This is a genomic window from Flavobacterium sp. Arc2, assembly GCF_041431385.1.
GTDB lineage: Bacteria > Bacteroidota > Bacteroidia > Flavobacteriales > Flavobacteriaceae > Flavobacterium.
On sequence record NZ_JASMRH010000003.1, the window covers coordinates 198,850 to 213,613 of the forward strand.

Annotated in this window: 10 protein-coding genes and 1 tRNA gene; 10 read left to right on the forward strand and 1 reads right to left on the reverse strand. The window is 34.1% G+C overall.

What is annotated here, in order from left to right:
• Positions 1 to 20: 20 nt before the first annotated feature.
• From QO182_RS03250 to QO182_RS03295, 10 genes are all read left to right on the forward strand, one after another.
• Positions 21 to 521 (forward strand): DUF456 domain-containing protein, encoded by a 501-nt coding sequence (locus QO182_RS03250; protein ID WP_371559909.1) that lies wholly within the window; start codon positions 21 to 23, stop codon positions 519 to 521.
• A 166-nt stretch (positions 522 to 687) separates the two neighbouring features.
• On the forward strand, positions 688 to 1,266 hold the full coding sequence (locus QO182_RS03255) for an RNA polymerase sigma-70 factor (protein WP_371542014.1): 579 nt from the start codon (positions 688 to 690) through the stop codon (positions 1,264 to 1,266).
• 68 nt (positions 1,267 to 1,334) lie between these two features.
• Positions 1,335 to 2,312 (forward strand): FecR family protein, encoded by a 978-nt coding sequence (locus QO182_RS03260; RefSeq protein WP_371559910.1) that lies wholly within the window; start codon positions 1,335 to 1,337, stop codon positions 2,310 to 2,312.
• Between the two features lie 98 nt (positions 2,313 to 2,410).
• Entirely contained in the window at positions 2,411 to 5,785 is a 3,375-nt protein-coding gene (locus tag QO182_RS03265; protein ID WP_371559911.1) for a TonB-dependent receptor, read from the forward strand.
• A gap of 13 nt (positions 5,786 to 5,798) precedes the next feature.
• On the forward strand, positions 5,799 to 7,211 hold the full coding sequence (locus QO182_RS03270; protein WP_371542022.1) for a RagB/SusD family nutrient uptake outer membrane protein: 1,413 nt from the start codon (positions 5,799 to 5,801) through the stop codon (positions 7,209 to 7,211).
• Complete coding sequence (locus QO182_RS03275; RefSeq protein ID WP_371559912.1) at positions 7,212 to 8,252, forward strand: dipeptide epimerase; 1,041 nt, start codon at positions 7,212 to 7,214, stop codon at positions 8,250 to 8,252.
• Positions 8,245 to 9,606 carry a serine hydrolase domain-containing protein gene (locus QO182_RS03280; protein ID WP_371559913.1) on the forward strand — a complete coding sequence of 454 codons (1,362 nt, stop codon included), beginning with the start codon at positions 8,245 to 8,247 and terminating at the stop codon, positions 9,604 to 9,606. The genes QO182_RS03275 and QO182_RS03280 overlap by 8 nt, the downstream gene beginning before the upstream one ends.
• A gap of 216 nt (positions 9,607 to 9,822) precedes the next feature.
• Positions 9,823 to 11,379, forward strand: coding sequence for an amidohydrolase family protein (locus QO182_RS03285; RefSeq protein WP_371542028.1), 1,557 nt, complete (start codon positions 9,823 to 9,825; stop codon positions 11,377 to 11,379).
• A gap of 6 nt (positions 11,380 to 11,385) precedes the next feature.
• Positions 11,386 to 12,921, forward strand: a complete 1,536-nt coding sequence (locus tag QO182_RS03290; RefSeq protein ID WP_371542031.1) for a glutamate racemase — start codon at positions 11,386 to 11,388, stop codon at positions 12,919 to 12,921.
• 91 nt (positions 12,922 to 13,012) lie between these two features.
• Positions 13,013 to 14,272 (forward strand): DUF819 domain-containing protein, encoded by a 1,260-nt coding sequence (locus QO182_RS03295; RefSeq protein WP_371542033.1) that lies wholly within the window; start codon positions 13,013 to 13,015, stop codon positions 14,270 to 14,272.
• A gap of 311 nt (positions 14,273 to 14,583) precedes the next feature.
• Here the strand turns inward: QO182_RS03295 and QO182_RS03300 are convergent.
• Positions 14,584 to 14,669, reverse strand: a tRNA-Leu gene (locus QO182_RS03300).
• Between the last annotated feature and the right edge of the window lie 95 nt (positions 14,670 to 14,764).

Genomic DNA, 14,764 nt, shown 5'->3' on the forward strand with positions numbered 1-14,764 from the left:
AAATACAAAAATAAAATTTTATGGATACTTTCCTCTTAATCCTTGGCTTTTGTTGCATGCTTACTGGAATTCTAGGCAGCGTACTTCCTGTTTTGCCTGGTCCTGGAATTAGTTGGCTCGGACTTGTTTTACTGTATTTTACCAATGCTGTTCCTGCAAACTACTGGATTCTGGGTATTACTTTATTGATTACAATAGTGATATCATATTTAGACTATATTATTCCTGCTAAGGGAACTAAGCACTTTGGGGGAAGTAAATATGGAATTTGGGGAACAAATATTGGATTAGTTCTGGGCATTATTGCGCCCATCCCATTTGGATTCTTAATAGGCCCATTTTTAGGCGCTTTTATAGGTGAGCTAATTTATGATTCTAAAAATCAAAAACGTGCTTTGAGAGCCGCCACTGGATCAATCATTGGTTTTTTAGCATCTACATTTATGCAGTTTTTAATTTGCCTGTTGTTTTTAGGCCTATACATTAGTCTGGTTTGGCATTATAAAGAAGGCTTATTTTAAGCCATTATCACCCAAAATTTACACATTGGAAAAACAAAAGTGAAAACAATTTTTATTTCTTTAACATTTAATGACTCCGTTTTAAAATTTATAAATAACTTTGGCTTTTAACTTTTCTATAAGATATTATAAAGAAATAGTAATCATTCACTATAAAATATAGCAGTTGAATAAAGATATTATAAATACCTCTTTTTTTATTCACCAATTGAAGCAAGGCCAAAACTCGGCTTTTGAAACGCTGTACCATTTATATTTTCAAAAATTATCTCATTTTGCCAATAGCTATATTGAAAATGAAGAGGAGTCACAGGAAATCGTACAAAATGTTTTTTTTAAGCTTTGGAAAAAGCGCGAAAAATTAGCTGTCGAAGTCAATTTACATTCCTATTTATTTAAAATGGTTAAAAATTCCTGTTTGGATTATTTTAAACATCAAAAAGTAAAAGCAAACTATAGCCAGCATTGTGATATTGAAAGAAAAGAAATCAATCACTTAGCTTTGATGGATACGCCCAGTAATCTCTACATTGAAAATGAACTTTTAGAAAAAATAAATTCGTCTGTAGACAAACTTCCTCCCGCCTGCAAACGCATATTTATTAAAAGCAGGTTTCAAGGTATGAATCACAAGGAAATCGCAGAGGAATTAGACATTTCTACAAAAACAGTTGAAAACCAAATTACAAAAGCCTTAAAGTTTCTACGAGTAGAACTGAAAGAATATACTGCACTTTTTTTTTAATTTAGAAAAAAATCAAATTTGCGTAGGGGTACTTTACGACTTAATCGTCTTAGTATAAAAACACCCCCATGAAAGAGGCCGATTTAATAAAGTTTATTGAGAAAAAAGGAGATACTGAATTTAACAGTGCAGTAATTTCTTGGATAAATGCATCTCAAAACAATCAAGCTTTATTTAGTAAAATAAAGGCTAAGCATGTAATTGACACCTTAGACTCCAATACTGAAAGTACACTTGCAACAAGAAAATATAATGAATTTCTAGAAAAAAAGAAAGCAGCTAAGAAACCTTTACGCTTTTTATTAAAAGTAGCATCCGTAATTATTCTGCCGCTACTACTCTCCACTTATCTTTATTTCAACAATCAAAATAGCACTACTAATAAGGAAGAAATTGCCTTTACTTCCTCTGTTAAAGAACAAAAAACAGTTACTCTTAAAGATGGAACTGTAGTCTGGTTAAATGCCGATAGTAAAATTATTCTTGATAATGAATACAACTCTGAAGAAAGAAGATTGAAATTATATGGCGAAGCTTTCTTTGATGTTGTAAAAAACAAAGACAAGCCTTTTATCGTAGAAACAGTTTCTGGAATCAAAATAAAAGTACTGGGAACAACTTTTAATGTTAAGTCGTATTCTTCTGAAAAAAATGTAGAAACAACACTTGTCACTGGAAAAGTAGAATTATACGATCAAAAAGAAGACAAAGCGCTATTCACATTAAGTCCAAAACAAAAAGCTACCTTTTCTAAAAAAGAAAAAGAATTATCTATTACTGAAGTAGCTACTAAAAATATAACATCATGGAAATCAGGAAGATTAATTTTTGACAAAACACCATTAGATGAGTTTGCCTTAAACATCGAGCGCTGGTTTGATGTTAAAGTAATTATTGCCTCAAATAATTTTAAAGGCTACTCCTTTTCAGGAAAAATTGACAAAACTAACTCTATTGAGGACATCATGAAAGTATTAGAAGTTTCCTCTAATTTAAATTGTACCTACTCTAAAAACACTAATACAATTGTGATTAAATCAAAATAAAAAAAAAGAGAGTGCGCCAACACTCTCCTCATTTAAAAGGCTTTATAGCTGAATACCGTTTGAAAACAAAATACTAACCAAAAACCATTGTTAAAATTATGAAAAAAAACCGAATTAAAAAGAATTCTACTAGAAGCACTTCGTCTTCTTTAGATAAATTTATTAGAATAATGAAAATATATTCTGTATTAGTCGCCCTTACGATTTTTAAAATCTCAGCTTCAAGCTTGCCTACTTATGGTCAAAAAATTGCTATTGACTATGATAAAACAACTTTGAAAGAGATAATTTCGAAAATTGAAGACCAGTCGGAATTTACTTTTTTCTACAATAACAAATTAGTAGATGAAAATACACTTATCACCATCAAAGCTTCTTCTAATAAAATTAATAATGTATTAGACAAAGCATTGAAAGGCACTGGCATTTCATATAAATTGATGAATAACAAAGTGGTCCTTTTTAAAGACAACACGGAACTACTGAGAAAAAACCTGATTTTAGCAGAAGACAAAACAGTAGAAATCAGCTATTTTGATCAAGAAAAAGTAGACATCAAAGGGACCGTAGTTGATGAAGGAGGTATTCCTCTTGTGGGAATAAATGTAAGTATCAAAAATACTACATCAGGAACACTAACTGATCTTGATGGTAAATTTAACCTAAAAGCAAACTATGATGACATCGTAGAAATAAGCTACATGGGTCTAAAAACCGAAACAAGAAAAGTTACTAAACAAAACACCAATTTCAAGATTACTATGATCGCTGACATTAGCGCCTTAAACGAAGTAATTGTTGTGGCTTATGACAAGCAAACTAAAAGTTCTTTTACAGGAGCGGCGGTAAATGTTGATGTTTCAAAAATTCAAGAAACACCTGTAGCTTCTTTTCAAGAAAGTTTACAAGGAAATGTAGCGGGAGTACAAATGTCTTCTGCCAGTGGGCAACCTGGTTCTGCTCAAAGTATTCGTATTAGAGGAGTTGGTTCTATAAATGCTAACTCAGATCCATTGTATGTTGTGGATGGTATTCCTGTGGTTTCAGGAAATATTTCTACAATAGCAACGAGTTCTAATACAATTGCTGGTATAAATTCTAAAGACATCGAAACGATTACCGTTTTAAAAGATGCTTCGGCTACTTCTATTTACGGTTCAAGAGGAGCAAATGGAGTAGTTCTTATTACAACCAAAAGAGGGAAATCTGGGAAAACTAAATTTAATTTCAATACCCAATATGGTGTAAGTGAAATGATTCTTTCTGACAGAAACAAACTTCTAACGACTCCAGAACATTTAGAGTTAATGATTGAAAGCCGCATCAACATTGGAAATAGCCCTGAAGCAGCTCAAAAATACATTTACGACCAAGTAGATGAAAGTGTAAATACAAACTGGCAAGATGTTATAGGTAGAACAGGAGAATACAGACAATATGGACTAAGCGCCAGTGGTGGTAGTGACAAAACTACTTTTTATTCTTCTTTAGGAATTTATGATCAACAAGCAGTAATTTTAGGTGTTGATTATAAAAAATTTAATGCTAAAGTAAATATCAACCACCAAGCGACTGATAAACTATCGATGAACTTTGGTGTTGCTGCAAGCAATCAGGTACTAAACACTATTGACGAAGCTGGGAATGCAAATAACCCTGTAAGAGCAATGGCAAGAGAAGTGCCTTGGCAGCCAGTTTATAATGCTGATGGCACTTATAACACCAGTATTCTTTTGACGTATAACCCTGTAGGAATAGAAAAAGAAAACATTAGAAAATCTAAATTGTACGGGATTTTAGGAAATCTGGGATTAAACTATGAGTTCAATAAAGACTTATCTTTTGAAACAAAAGGAAATGTTGATTTCAATTTAGCCGATGAGTTTCAATATGACAATCCTTATTTTGGAGAAGGTAGAAATGACGGCGGACGTGGAAGAGCATCTGATAACATTGTGCTAAACTGGAACGTAACTAATTTGTTAAAATACAATCTAGACCTAAACGAATCGAATAACCTTAAATTTTTATTTGGTCAAGAAGCTCAAAAAATCACTAGTAGTTCTGTATATGCTTATGCTAGTAACTATGGTGCTCCCGGACTAACTTCCTTAGACAATGCCTCTGTTTATAAAGATGCGTCAAGCGCAAAAACAGCGTCATCACTTTCTTCGTTATTCTTTAATATCAATTACGGATTACAGAATAAATACTTTTTAAATGTAACTGGACGAAGAGATGGTTCCTCCCGTTTTGGTTCTGATGTGAGGTATGCTAATTTTGGTTCGATAGGAGCAGGTTGGAATATTGACAAAGAAAACTTTATGGAAGACATAACTTTTATAAACAAATTGAAACTTAGATCAAGTTATGGTATCAATGGAAACCAGGAAATTGGTGATTTTGCTTCCAGAGGTTTATATAGTACTGGAGACGATTACAATGGTAGCCCAGGATATTCGTATAGTCAACAATCCAATCCTTCATTAACTTGGGAAAAAAATAAGCCTTTCAATGTTGGGGTGGATTTTGGATTATTTGATAGATTAACAGGAACTTTTGAGTACTACACTAGAACAACCACTGATCTATTATTTAAAGTCCCTATCTCAGCAACTAACGGAATTACAAGCTATTTAGACAATGTAGGAGAAATGAAAAACAGCGGAATCGAATTTGCTTTATCTGCTGCTATATTTGACAATCCTGATGGTTTTTCATGGAAATCTGATTTTAATATCACTACCAATACTAACAAAATAGTAAAATTACAAAACAACGAACCTATAATTGAAGACAACTACATACGTGAAGTAGGTAGTGATTTCTACATGTTCTACATGCCTGGTTATGCAGGTGCAGATCCACAAAACGGAAATGCTCTTTGGTATACCAATGAATCTCAAACAGAAACAACTAGTGATTATAGCAAAGCTGATCCTTACCAACAAGGTAGTGCTTTGCCTAAATTCTATTCTGGTTTTACCAATACTTTTAGCTACAAAAATGTAAGTCTATCCTTTATGCTTTTCTTAAACGAAGGAAACAAAGTATATGATACTTGGGGTAGATATGTAAGTAGTGATGGTAGTGCCAAATTAAATGACCGTGGAAATCTAACACGTCATATATACGAAAACAGATGGCAACAACCTGGAGACGTTACTGACGTTCCAAAAATGGTTTGGGGAAATACACAATCTGGATTAGCAAATCAACATTCTACTCGTTTCCTTTATGACGGAACCTATGTAAGACTTAGAGACATTACTCTTGCTTACCAACTTCCAACTACTTTGACGGATAAATTAAATGTTAGTAACGTTCGTTTTTACATAAAAGGAACTAATGTACTGACTTGGGTAAAAGACAAAGACTTAGAAATCGACCCTGAAGTTGGAATTAACGGAACCGCGAACCTAAGAATACCTATTTCAAAACAATTTTTAATGGGAGTTGATTTTTCATTCTAAAACCAAAAAACAAATGATCTTAAAATTTAAACATATAGTAATTCTCGCAATCGTGACGCTTACCGCATCATGTAGCGAATCTTTTTTAGACATCAATCCAGAACAAAGTGTTGCAGCCGAAAGTGCAATCGTGGATCTTGTTACTTTACAAACTGCGTTAAATGGTACGTATAGCAAATTGCAAAACAATGATTATTATGGCCGTACCATGTATATCATTCCGGAATTAATGGCTGACAATCTTTATTTGAGCTCCAGAAATACTGGCCGCTATTTAGAATATGAAAACTTTGTAGTTTCTGAGAGAAATGGAGAAGCCGAAGGTTTATGGGAAAAAGGGTATGAAGTTGTTGTTAATGCGACCCGCGCTATTGAAGGTGGAAAAACATTGGAAAGCACCTCTACTGCGCAACAAAAATCAATTAATCAATTAATTGGAGAAGCTTATGCACTTAGAGCATTAGCACATTTTGATCTTGTTAGAATGTTTGCTCAACCTTACAATTTTACTGCAGATGCCAGCCATATAGGTATACCAGTAATCACTGAGGTTAACACCGTTCAAACTTCACCAAGTAGGAATACAGTAAAAGAAGTGTATACACAAATTAATACTGACCTAACAACTGCTTTGGGATTAATGCAATCGCAAAAAGGAAAAGGGACATTTTCTATTGGTGCAGTAAAAGGATTATTAGCAAGAGTAGCTTTGTATCAAAATGACAATATAAATGCTATTAAATACAGTTCTGAAGTTATTGCCACGGGAGGTTACAGCTTAATAGCTAATAAAGATTATGCTACCCTATGGAGTAGCGAACTGAATAACGAAACACTATTTGAAATTGTTTTTACAATTGCAGATAATGAAGGAAGTAATAGTTTAGGACACTTCTTTAATGTTACTGGATACGCAGATGCTTTAGTGAGCCCAGAACTTTATGCACTTTATAGCACTCAAGATGCTCGAAGAACTGCGATTACAGCTGGAGCAAAACCCGGTGCTGAGGCAGCCGCACTATTTGTAAACAAATTTCCGAAAGGAACATTGAGCGATGACAACATTAAAATCTTACGTTTAGCAGAGCAGTATTTAATTAGAGCTGAGGCTTACGCCAAAGAAGGAGAAAACACGTTAGCCCAAAATGACTTAAATGTTATTACAAAAAGAGCAAATCCAGCAGCTCTAAATGCAACAGAAACAGGTGCAGCATTATTGACTAGAATTCTTGAGGAAAGAAGAAAAGAATTGGCTTTTGAAGGACATCGTTTGTTTGATTTAAACAGAAATAAAAAAGATGTGAAAATTATTCAATCAGAAAAAAGCATTACGGTAAGCTATCCTAACGATAAATTTATTTTGCCAATTCCCTTGAAAGAATTAAATTCAAATCCAAATATCAAACCTCAAAACACTGGATATTAAATGATTTCTATAGAAATTAAACCTTATTTATTAAATAAAAAACACGTTTTTAGAATTGCTGGTGGAGCTAGAACAAATACTCCTGTTCTATTAGTAAAACTAAAATACGATCGTTTTGTAGGATATGGGGAGGCTTCAATGCCTCCCTTATATGGAGAAAGTATAGCCAGTGCGAAAAGTTTTATAAAGACATTTGATTTTAGTCCCTTCTCTTCTCCTTTAGAAATTGAAGCAATCTTAAAATCATTAGATCAACATGCCACAGGAAATCCAGCCATTAAAGCAGCGATTGATATTGCACTCCATGATCTCATAGGAAAAATGATGAATATGCCTTTGTATGAATATTTCAATTTACCAAAAAAGGAACTTAAAACAAGTAAAACTATTGGGATTGACAGTGCCGAAATCATCGAAAAAAGAGTTGAAGAAGCGGCTAATTTTCATTACCTAAAAATTAAGCTTGGTGGCGACAACGATGCTGAAATCATAAAAGCAGTTCGAAATGTCTCTGACAAACCCTTGTTTATCGATGCTAATCAAGGTTGGACTAATAAAGAAGAAGCACTAGATAAAATTGCCTGGTTAAAAGAAGAAAATGTTATTTTTATCGAACAACCCATGCCTAAAAAAGCCTTTTCCGACATGGAATGGCTCGTATCCCGCAGTACTTTACCGTTGATTGGTGACGAAGGAATACAACGTTTAGAAGAAGTAAAAACAGCTAGTAATTTCTATCATGGTATCAATATCAAACTCATGAAATCTACAGGATTACACGAAGCTTTTGCGATGGCAAATTTAGCCAAATCATTGAATCTAAAAATAATGCTAGGTTGCATGTCTGAAACTTCCTGTGCTATTGCAGCTGCAGCGCATTTAGGTGCTATGGCAGACTGGATAGACTTAGATGGGAATTTAGGGGTAACTAACGATCCATTTCAAGGACACCAAGTAATAAATGGATCCATCCATCTTAATGATACTAACGGAATTGGTCTTATAAATCCAGATTGGAACAAAATTGAAACTTATGTATAAAATATATCAAACCGCAGTCGTTTTATTTTTATCGCTATCGATTACCAGCTGTGATGCGCAAAAGAAAGCAAGCTTAAAAACAGCTATTGAAGTACAAAATGATACTTTAGATTCCTATTTCTCAAAGTTATATGAGGCAAAAATGTTCAACGGAGCAGTAGCCGTAAAAAGAAAAGGCAAGTTAATTTTCAAGAAAGGGTATGGAATTGCTAATTTAGAAAAGCAAAACCCGTTTTTGACTACTACTTCTTTAGAGATTGCTTCGGTATCTAAACAGTTTACTTCAGCAGCTATACTTTTGCTACAGCAGGAAAACAAATTAAAAGTAACTGACTTTGCTTATAAATATCTTGGCGAAGATTTTCCGTATAAAGACGTTACCATTTCTCAATTACTTTCTCACACTGCAGGATTACCAGATTACGAACCTTATTTTAGAAAAAACTGGGATCCGTCTATAATTGCATACAACAAAGATATTTTAAATTATTTCAAGACTAAGAAACCTGCAATTTCGAGTGTCGCAGGTGAAAAATACCATTATTCTAATATTGGATATATTCTTCTTGCTGAAATTGTAAGTGGCGCAAGTGGCGGAGTAACTTTAGAAAAGTATTTAACTAAAAAAATATTTGAGCCGATGCAAATGGAAAACACATTTTTTATGGGCCGAGACAGTATTTGGGATAAAGAAAATTATGCCCCAGGTTATATGTTTAGTTTAGCTGAATGCAAAAATGTTATTCCAGAATCTTTACCAAACAATGCCTATTATCGCTTCTTAAGTGGCCGTCTAGGATCAGGGCGACTATCGTCAAGTATAGACGACTTGATAAAATGGGATCAGTTTTTATATGATGATTCTATTTTTAACGCCGCTTCAAAGGAATTAGCATTTAGCAAACACCCACCTACGAAAGACACATCTGATTATGGTTATGGATGGCATATTGTAGACGATAGTATAAAAGGAAAAACAGTATATCATACTGGAAGCTGGGCTGGTAACCTAACCTATATTAGTCGTTCATTAGTAACAAAAGATTTGGTTATCATTTTAAATAACACCCACAATTCAGCTTACAATAAAGAAATAAGAGCTGCTGTTAATGGGTTTGTAAATGGGCAACCACTAACGCTACCTAAAGTAAAAGCAAGTGAATTATTCAAAAATTCAGCTTGTAACTTAACTTTAAAAATGATTCCGCAGTGGTACTTAGCCAACGTGAATATCGATTGGGATATTGCCGACTTAAAACAACTTCAAGAAGACTATGAGAAGATTGGAGCATCTGATAAAAGCGAAATGACAAACGCTATCATGACAATCATTCAAAAAGCTAACAAATCGTAAACCATTTTTTTTTAATGATCTAGTTCTTGAAAAATAGAACTAATTGGTTTTCCTACCAAAATTTATCGTTTATAAAATCCAACATAAAGAAAGGACATAATGTACCATGCCCCTATCTTCTTGTTGCTCAGGATAACTATGTTTAAATCAAAAAAATTAGTGACAATTACCGCCTACTTTTAAAAAAAGCCTTAGCTCAACTAAAACCCAAATTCCATGAAAAAAACAAATCTGATATTTATTGCTACGACCTTGCTTCTTTTGGGTTGCAAACCGTTAAAAAGTGAAATGAATGTAGATATTCTTATACAAAACGGAACCGTTTACAACGGAATTGATACTATGCCTAGTCATGAATCAATTGGAATAAAAGGGGACCAGATTGTTTTTGTAGGTGATGAAAAAAATGTATCTATAAACGCTTCAAAAATTATTGATGCCACTGGATTAATCGTTTCCCCTGGCTTTATAGATCCACATACCCATGCTGATAGAGATTTAAATGATCCCGAAACATCACACAACAAACCTTTTTTAATGCAAGGAGTTACCACAGTAGTTGTTGGTAATGATGGGTCAAGCTTTTTTCCTGTTTCAAAATACAAAAAATTATATGAGCAAAATGGTATTGGGACTAACGCTGTTCAATTAGTGGGTCATGGTACGATTCGAGGACAGGTTATCGGTAATAGTGATAGAATCGCTACTCCTGACGAAATTTTAAAAATGCAATCACTTGTTCAACAAGAAATGGACTCCGGTGCATTTGGATTATCAACAGGACTTTTCTACTCCCCTGGGAGTTATGCAAGTACAGAGGAAGTTATTTCTTTAGCCAAAACTGCTGCCGCAAATAATGGAATATACGACACGCATTTAAGAGATGAAAGTTCGTATTCCGTTGGCTTGATCCCTTCAATTGAAGAGGCTATAGAAGTGGGGCGACAAGCAAAATTACCCATTCACATATCGCACATTAAATGCTTAGGGCTAGACGCCTGGCATGAAAGTGATTCGATTGTAAGTATTATTAATGCCGCACGAAAGGAAGGAATTGACGTTACAGCAAATCAATATCCTTATGATGCATCGGCCACTAGTTTGAAAGCGGCGGTGGTGCCTCGCTGGGTAGAAAGCGGCGGAATAGACTCTGTATTCATTCGCTATGACAATCCATTATTAAGACAACGCATTCTTGAGGAAACAAAAATCAATATTACACGTAGAGGCGGACCAGATAAATTATTAGTTGTAAGTTCTACAGACACTACAGTTGTTGGAAAAAATTTGTTAGAGATCTCAAAAATACTAGATATATCTCCAGAAGAGACTGTTTATAATATAATTAAAATATATCCTCCTAAAGTGGCTTCTTTTAATATGATTCCTGAGGACATTGCTACTTTCATGAAGCAAGACTGGGTCGTTACTGGTTCAGATGGAGGCTCAGGACATCCTAGAAAGTATGGAACCTTTCCTAGAAAATACCATAAATATGTAAAAGAAGAAAAGCAAATTGAAATAAATCAATTTATAAAAGGAAGTACTTCCAGAACGGCTGAGCTTCTAAAAATCTCAAATAGAGGATCCTTAAAGCTGGGGTACTTTGCAGATATTATTATTTTCAATCCAGAGACATTTAAAGACATAGCTGATTATGACGATGCTTTTCAATTTGCAGAAGGATTAGAATATAGTATTATCAATGGAATTATTGCAGTAGAAAAAGGAAAATCAACCAATGTTTTAGCCGGAAAGGTTTTAAAAAAATAAATTATTATGAAAAATCTAATTCTTTCCTCCCTTGTACTTTTGGTAGTTGCAAGCTATGGACAAAATTCTCAATTAAAAGATACTTATAAAAATGAAGTCGTTAAAGGTGATATTATCAACACCATTATTAATGACAAAGAGAACTTTTACCACATCGATTTCCCTAACTATCCTTACAATGACACCAGTCTTCCCATAGGTGTTTTCGATTCAGGTATTGGAGGCTTAACGGTTCTAAAAGCGATTGTAGATTATGACCAAAATCAAAACAGCTCTCATCAATCAGGTGGTGATGGCGTCTTGGATTTTAATAACGAGAGCTTTATCTATTTAGGAGATCAGGCAAATATGCCTTACGGAAATTACGCTGAAGAAAACAAAAACGATTTACTAAAAGAACACATTATTAAAGACACTCAGTTTTTATTGGGAAATAAGTACTACTGTGATTTTGATGACACAGCCTTTAATACTAATAAAAAACCTGTAAAAGTGATTGTGATTGCTTGTAATACAGCAACGGCTTATGGAAAGGAGCACATCGAAGAATTTATTAAAAAAGCGAATTCTGGGATTAAAGTGATAGGTGTTATTGATGCTGGTGTCCGTGGTGTTTTAGAAACTATGAAAAAGGATGAGGATGGTATTATTGGCGTTTTAGCAACTGCCGGCACGGTATCTTCAAAGGGGTATCAAAATACCATTTTAAATTTCAAAGATCAATTAGGATATAAAGGGAATATTGAAGTTTTTTCACAAGGAGGACTTGGTATTGCAGAGGCCGTTGATGAGGACACAAACTATTATATTAAAAACCTTAAAAAACCCAGACAAGATTATAAAGGACCAAGTTTAAATGGTGATGTTAAAATAGACAAAACCTTGTTTGATATTTACAATTTTAATTATGACAATAGTAAAATGCTTTGTGATACAAAGAAAGCAGATGATTGTTCCATTTTACAAATTAATGATCCTGAAAATTATGTGCGCTACCATGTTGTAACACTTTTAGAAAACATTAGAAAATCGAATACTACTAACCAATTAAAATCAATTATTCTAGGGTGTACACATTATCCCTATTTAACTAATGAAATAAGTACAGTGTTGAATGAATTATATGACTATAAAGCTAAAGACGGTAGCTATTTATACCGAAAATTTATGGTTAAAAACATTCAACTAGTGGATCCCGCAGTAAACACAGCCAAAGAACTGTATGACTACTTAAATCAAAAATCATTATTTAATCCAAACGGAAATATTAACGAAAGTGAGTTTTACATAAGTGTGCCTAATAAAGATAATAAGAGCACTAAAATAGATGCTGAAGGACGATTTCCATACGACTATAAATACGGAAGAAATGCCGGAGAAATTCAAGAGTATGTAAAAATAGTGCCTTTTAGCAGAGCAAATATTTCAGATGATATATTAACACGTTTCGAGAATCAAATTCCGGCTGTTTATCAGTTAATGCATATTTTTAATGAAACGAATGAGAAAGTCAACTTTTTAGAGAAGAAAAACAAAATATAATCAGATAGCTATTTCAATAATAGTACTTGATTGCTTTAATAATGATAAGTATTTTTTATCTTCCCCCTAATTTCAAATTTTAAAACTAAATATGAACGAAAATCCAACTGCCCTAATAACTAACGATGCTGTTGTTCTAGGTATTCTTATGACAATACTAGGTTTAATTTTCATCACTTCCTCTAGTGAAAAACCTTTTTTCAAGAAATTCTACAGCATAGTCCCTTCGGTTTTGTTGTGCTATTTTATTCCCGCACTCTTCAACACCTTCAATATTATATCAGGAGAGACTTCCAGTTTATACACTATTGCCTCCCGTTATTTATTACCTGCCAGTTTGGTTTTACTTACCCTAAGCATCAATTTTGTTGCCTTAAAAAGATTAGGGAGCAAAGCCGTAATCATGTTTTTAGCAGGAACGGTAGGGATTATAATCGGTGGACCTTTGGCCTTATATATTGTGGGTAGCTTCTTTCCCGAAGTAGCTTTATCAAACGGAGAAGAAGTTTGGAAAGGATTATCAACAATAGCAGGAAGTTGGATTGGTGGTGGCGCAAATCAAACCGCCATGCTAGAAGTGTTTGGCGCAAGTAAAAGTATGTTTGCTCAAATGATCGCAGTAGATGTTTTGGTAGCCAATTTATGGATGGGATTTTTGTTATATGGTGCTCAAAAATCAGATAAAATTGACAAATGGTTAAAAGCAGATAATGCTCCCATTGCCGAATTAGAGAAAAATCTGGAAGAAGAACAAGCAGGAAAAAGACAACCACTTACTGCCAATAATTTAATGATAGTCCTTATGGTTGCTTTTGGTCTAACGGGTTTAGGACACTTCTTAGCCGATATATTGGCTCCATTTTTTAAAGAGAACTATCCAGAATTAGAGAAATATTCTTTTACTAATGAATTCTTCTGGTTGGTAATTATCACAACTACAGCAGGAGTATTATTATCGTTTACCAAAGTTCGAAAAATAGAAAGTTATGGTGCTTCAAAAGTGGGTACCGTATTTCTTTACATACTCGTAGCAACCATAGGAACACATATGAATCTAGGAGCAATTTTTGATAATCCTTTACTCTTCTTGGTTGGTATCATTTGGATCACTACCCATATCATTGTAATGATCATTGTAGCCAAAATCATTAAAGCTCCTTTCTTTTATGTGGCAGTAGGTAGCCAGGCAAATATTGGAGGAGCGGCTTCTGCACCCATTGTTGCCGCGGCATTTAGTCCGTTTTTAGCTCCCGTTGGAGTATTACTAGCTGTTTTGGGCTATGCCGTGGGAACCTACGGAGCCTATGTGTGTGGTTTGTTACTACACCAAATTTTTCTAATCATTACATAGCTAAGATTACTTGTACCAAACAATGATAATTTAAAGAACTTTAAGCCTTAATTCTGATTAACCAACCAACAAGGTCCTTTCATATTAACAACTCTTTAAAACAGTCTTGTAATTTGGGCGTGACCCTAAGGGGTCGGGTTATACGCTATATCTTTTACTCCGCTATCGCTTTGTAAAAGGATGCCGCTACTACCCCTCACGCAAAACGCAATCAATAATAAAAAAACCCTATTCAACTAGATGAATAGGGTTTTAACAAATCTATTTTATACAAAAAATCGATTAAGCATACGCTTAATGGAGTTTTTTTGTACTCAGAGCGGGACTTGAACCCGCACGAACATTGCTGTTCACTGGATTTTAAGTCCAGCGTGTCTACCAATTTCACCATCCGAGCATGATGTGGTATCTTCCCATTCCAAAACTTCTAAAAAGAGCTACAGATAAATGAACTTTCGATCCATCGGGCTATCACCTCGGCGAAGGTACTAT

What these genes read in the sequence shown, in the direction of transcription:
- QO182_RS03250 (WP_371559909.1), top strand. Translation starts at nt 21, where the DNA reads ATGGATACTTTCCTCTTAATCCTTGGCTTTTGTTGCATGCTTACTGGA.
- QO182_RS03260 (WP_371559910.1), top strand. Translation starts at nt 1,335, where the DNA reads ATGAAAGAGGCCGATTTAATAAAGTTTATTGAGAAAAAAGGAGATACT.
- QO182_RS03265 (WP_371559911.1), top strand. Translation starts at nt 2,411, where the DNA reads ATGAAAAAAAACCGAATTAAAAAGAATTCTACTAGAAGCACTTCGTCT.
- QO182_RS03270 (WP_371542022.1), top strand. Translation starts at nt 5,799, where the DNA reads ATGATCTTAAAATTTAAACATATAGTAATTCTCGCAATCGTGACGCTT.
- QO182_RS03275 (WP_371559912.1), top strand. Translation starts at nt 7,212, where the DNA reads ATGATTTCTATAGAAATTAAACCTTATTTATTAAATAAAAAACACGTT.
- QO182_RS03280 (WP_371559913.1), top strand. Translation starts at nt 8,245, where the DNA reads ATGTATAAAATATATCAAACCGCAGTCGTTTTATTTTTATCGCTATCG.
- QO182_RS03285 (WP_371542028.1), top strand. Translation starts at nt 9,823, where the DNA reads ATGAAAAAAACAAATCTGATATTTATTGCTACGACCTTGCTTCTTTTG.
- QO182_RS03290 (WP_371542031.1), top strand. Translation starts at nt 11,386, where the DNA reads ATGAAAAATCTAATTCTTTCCTCCCTTGTACTTTTGGTAGTTGCAAGC.
- QO182_RS03295 (WP_371542033.1), top strand. Translation starts at nt 13,013, where the DNA reads ATGAACGAAAATCCAACTGCCCTAATAACTAACGATGCTGTTGTTCTA.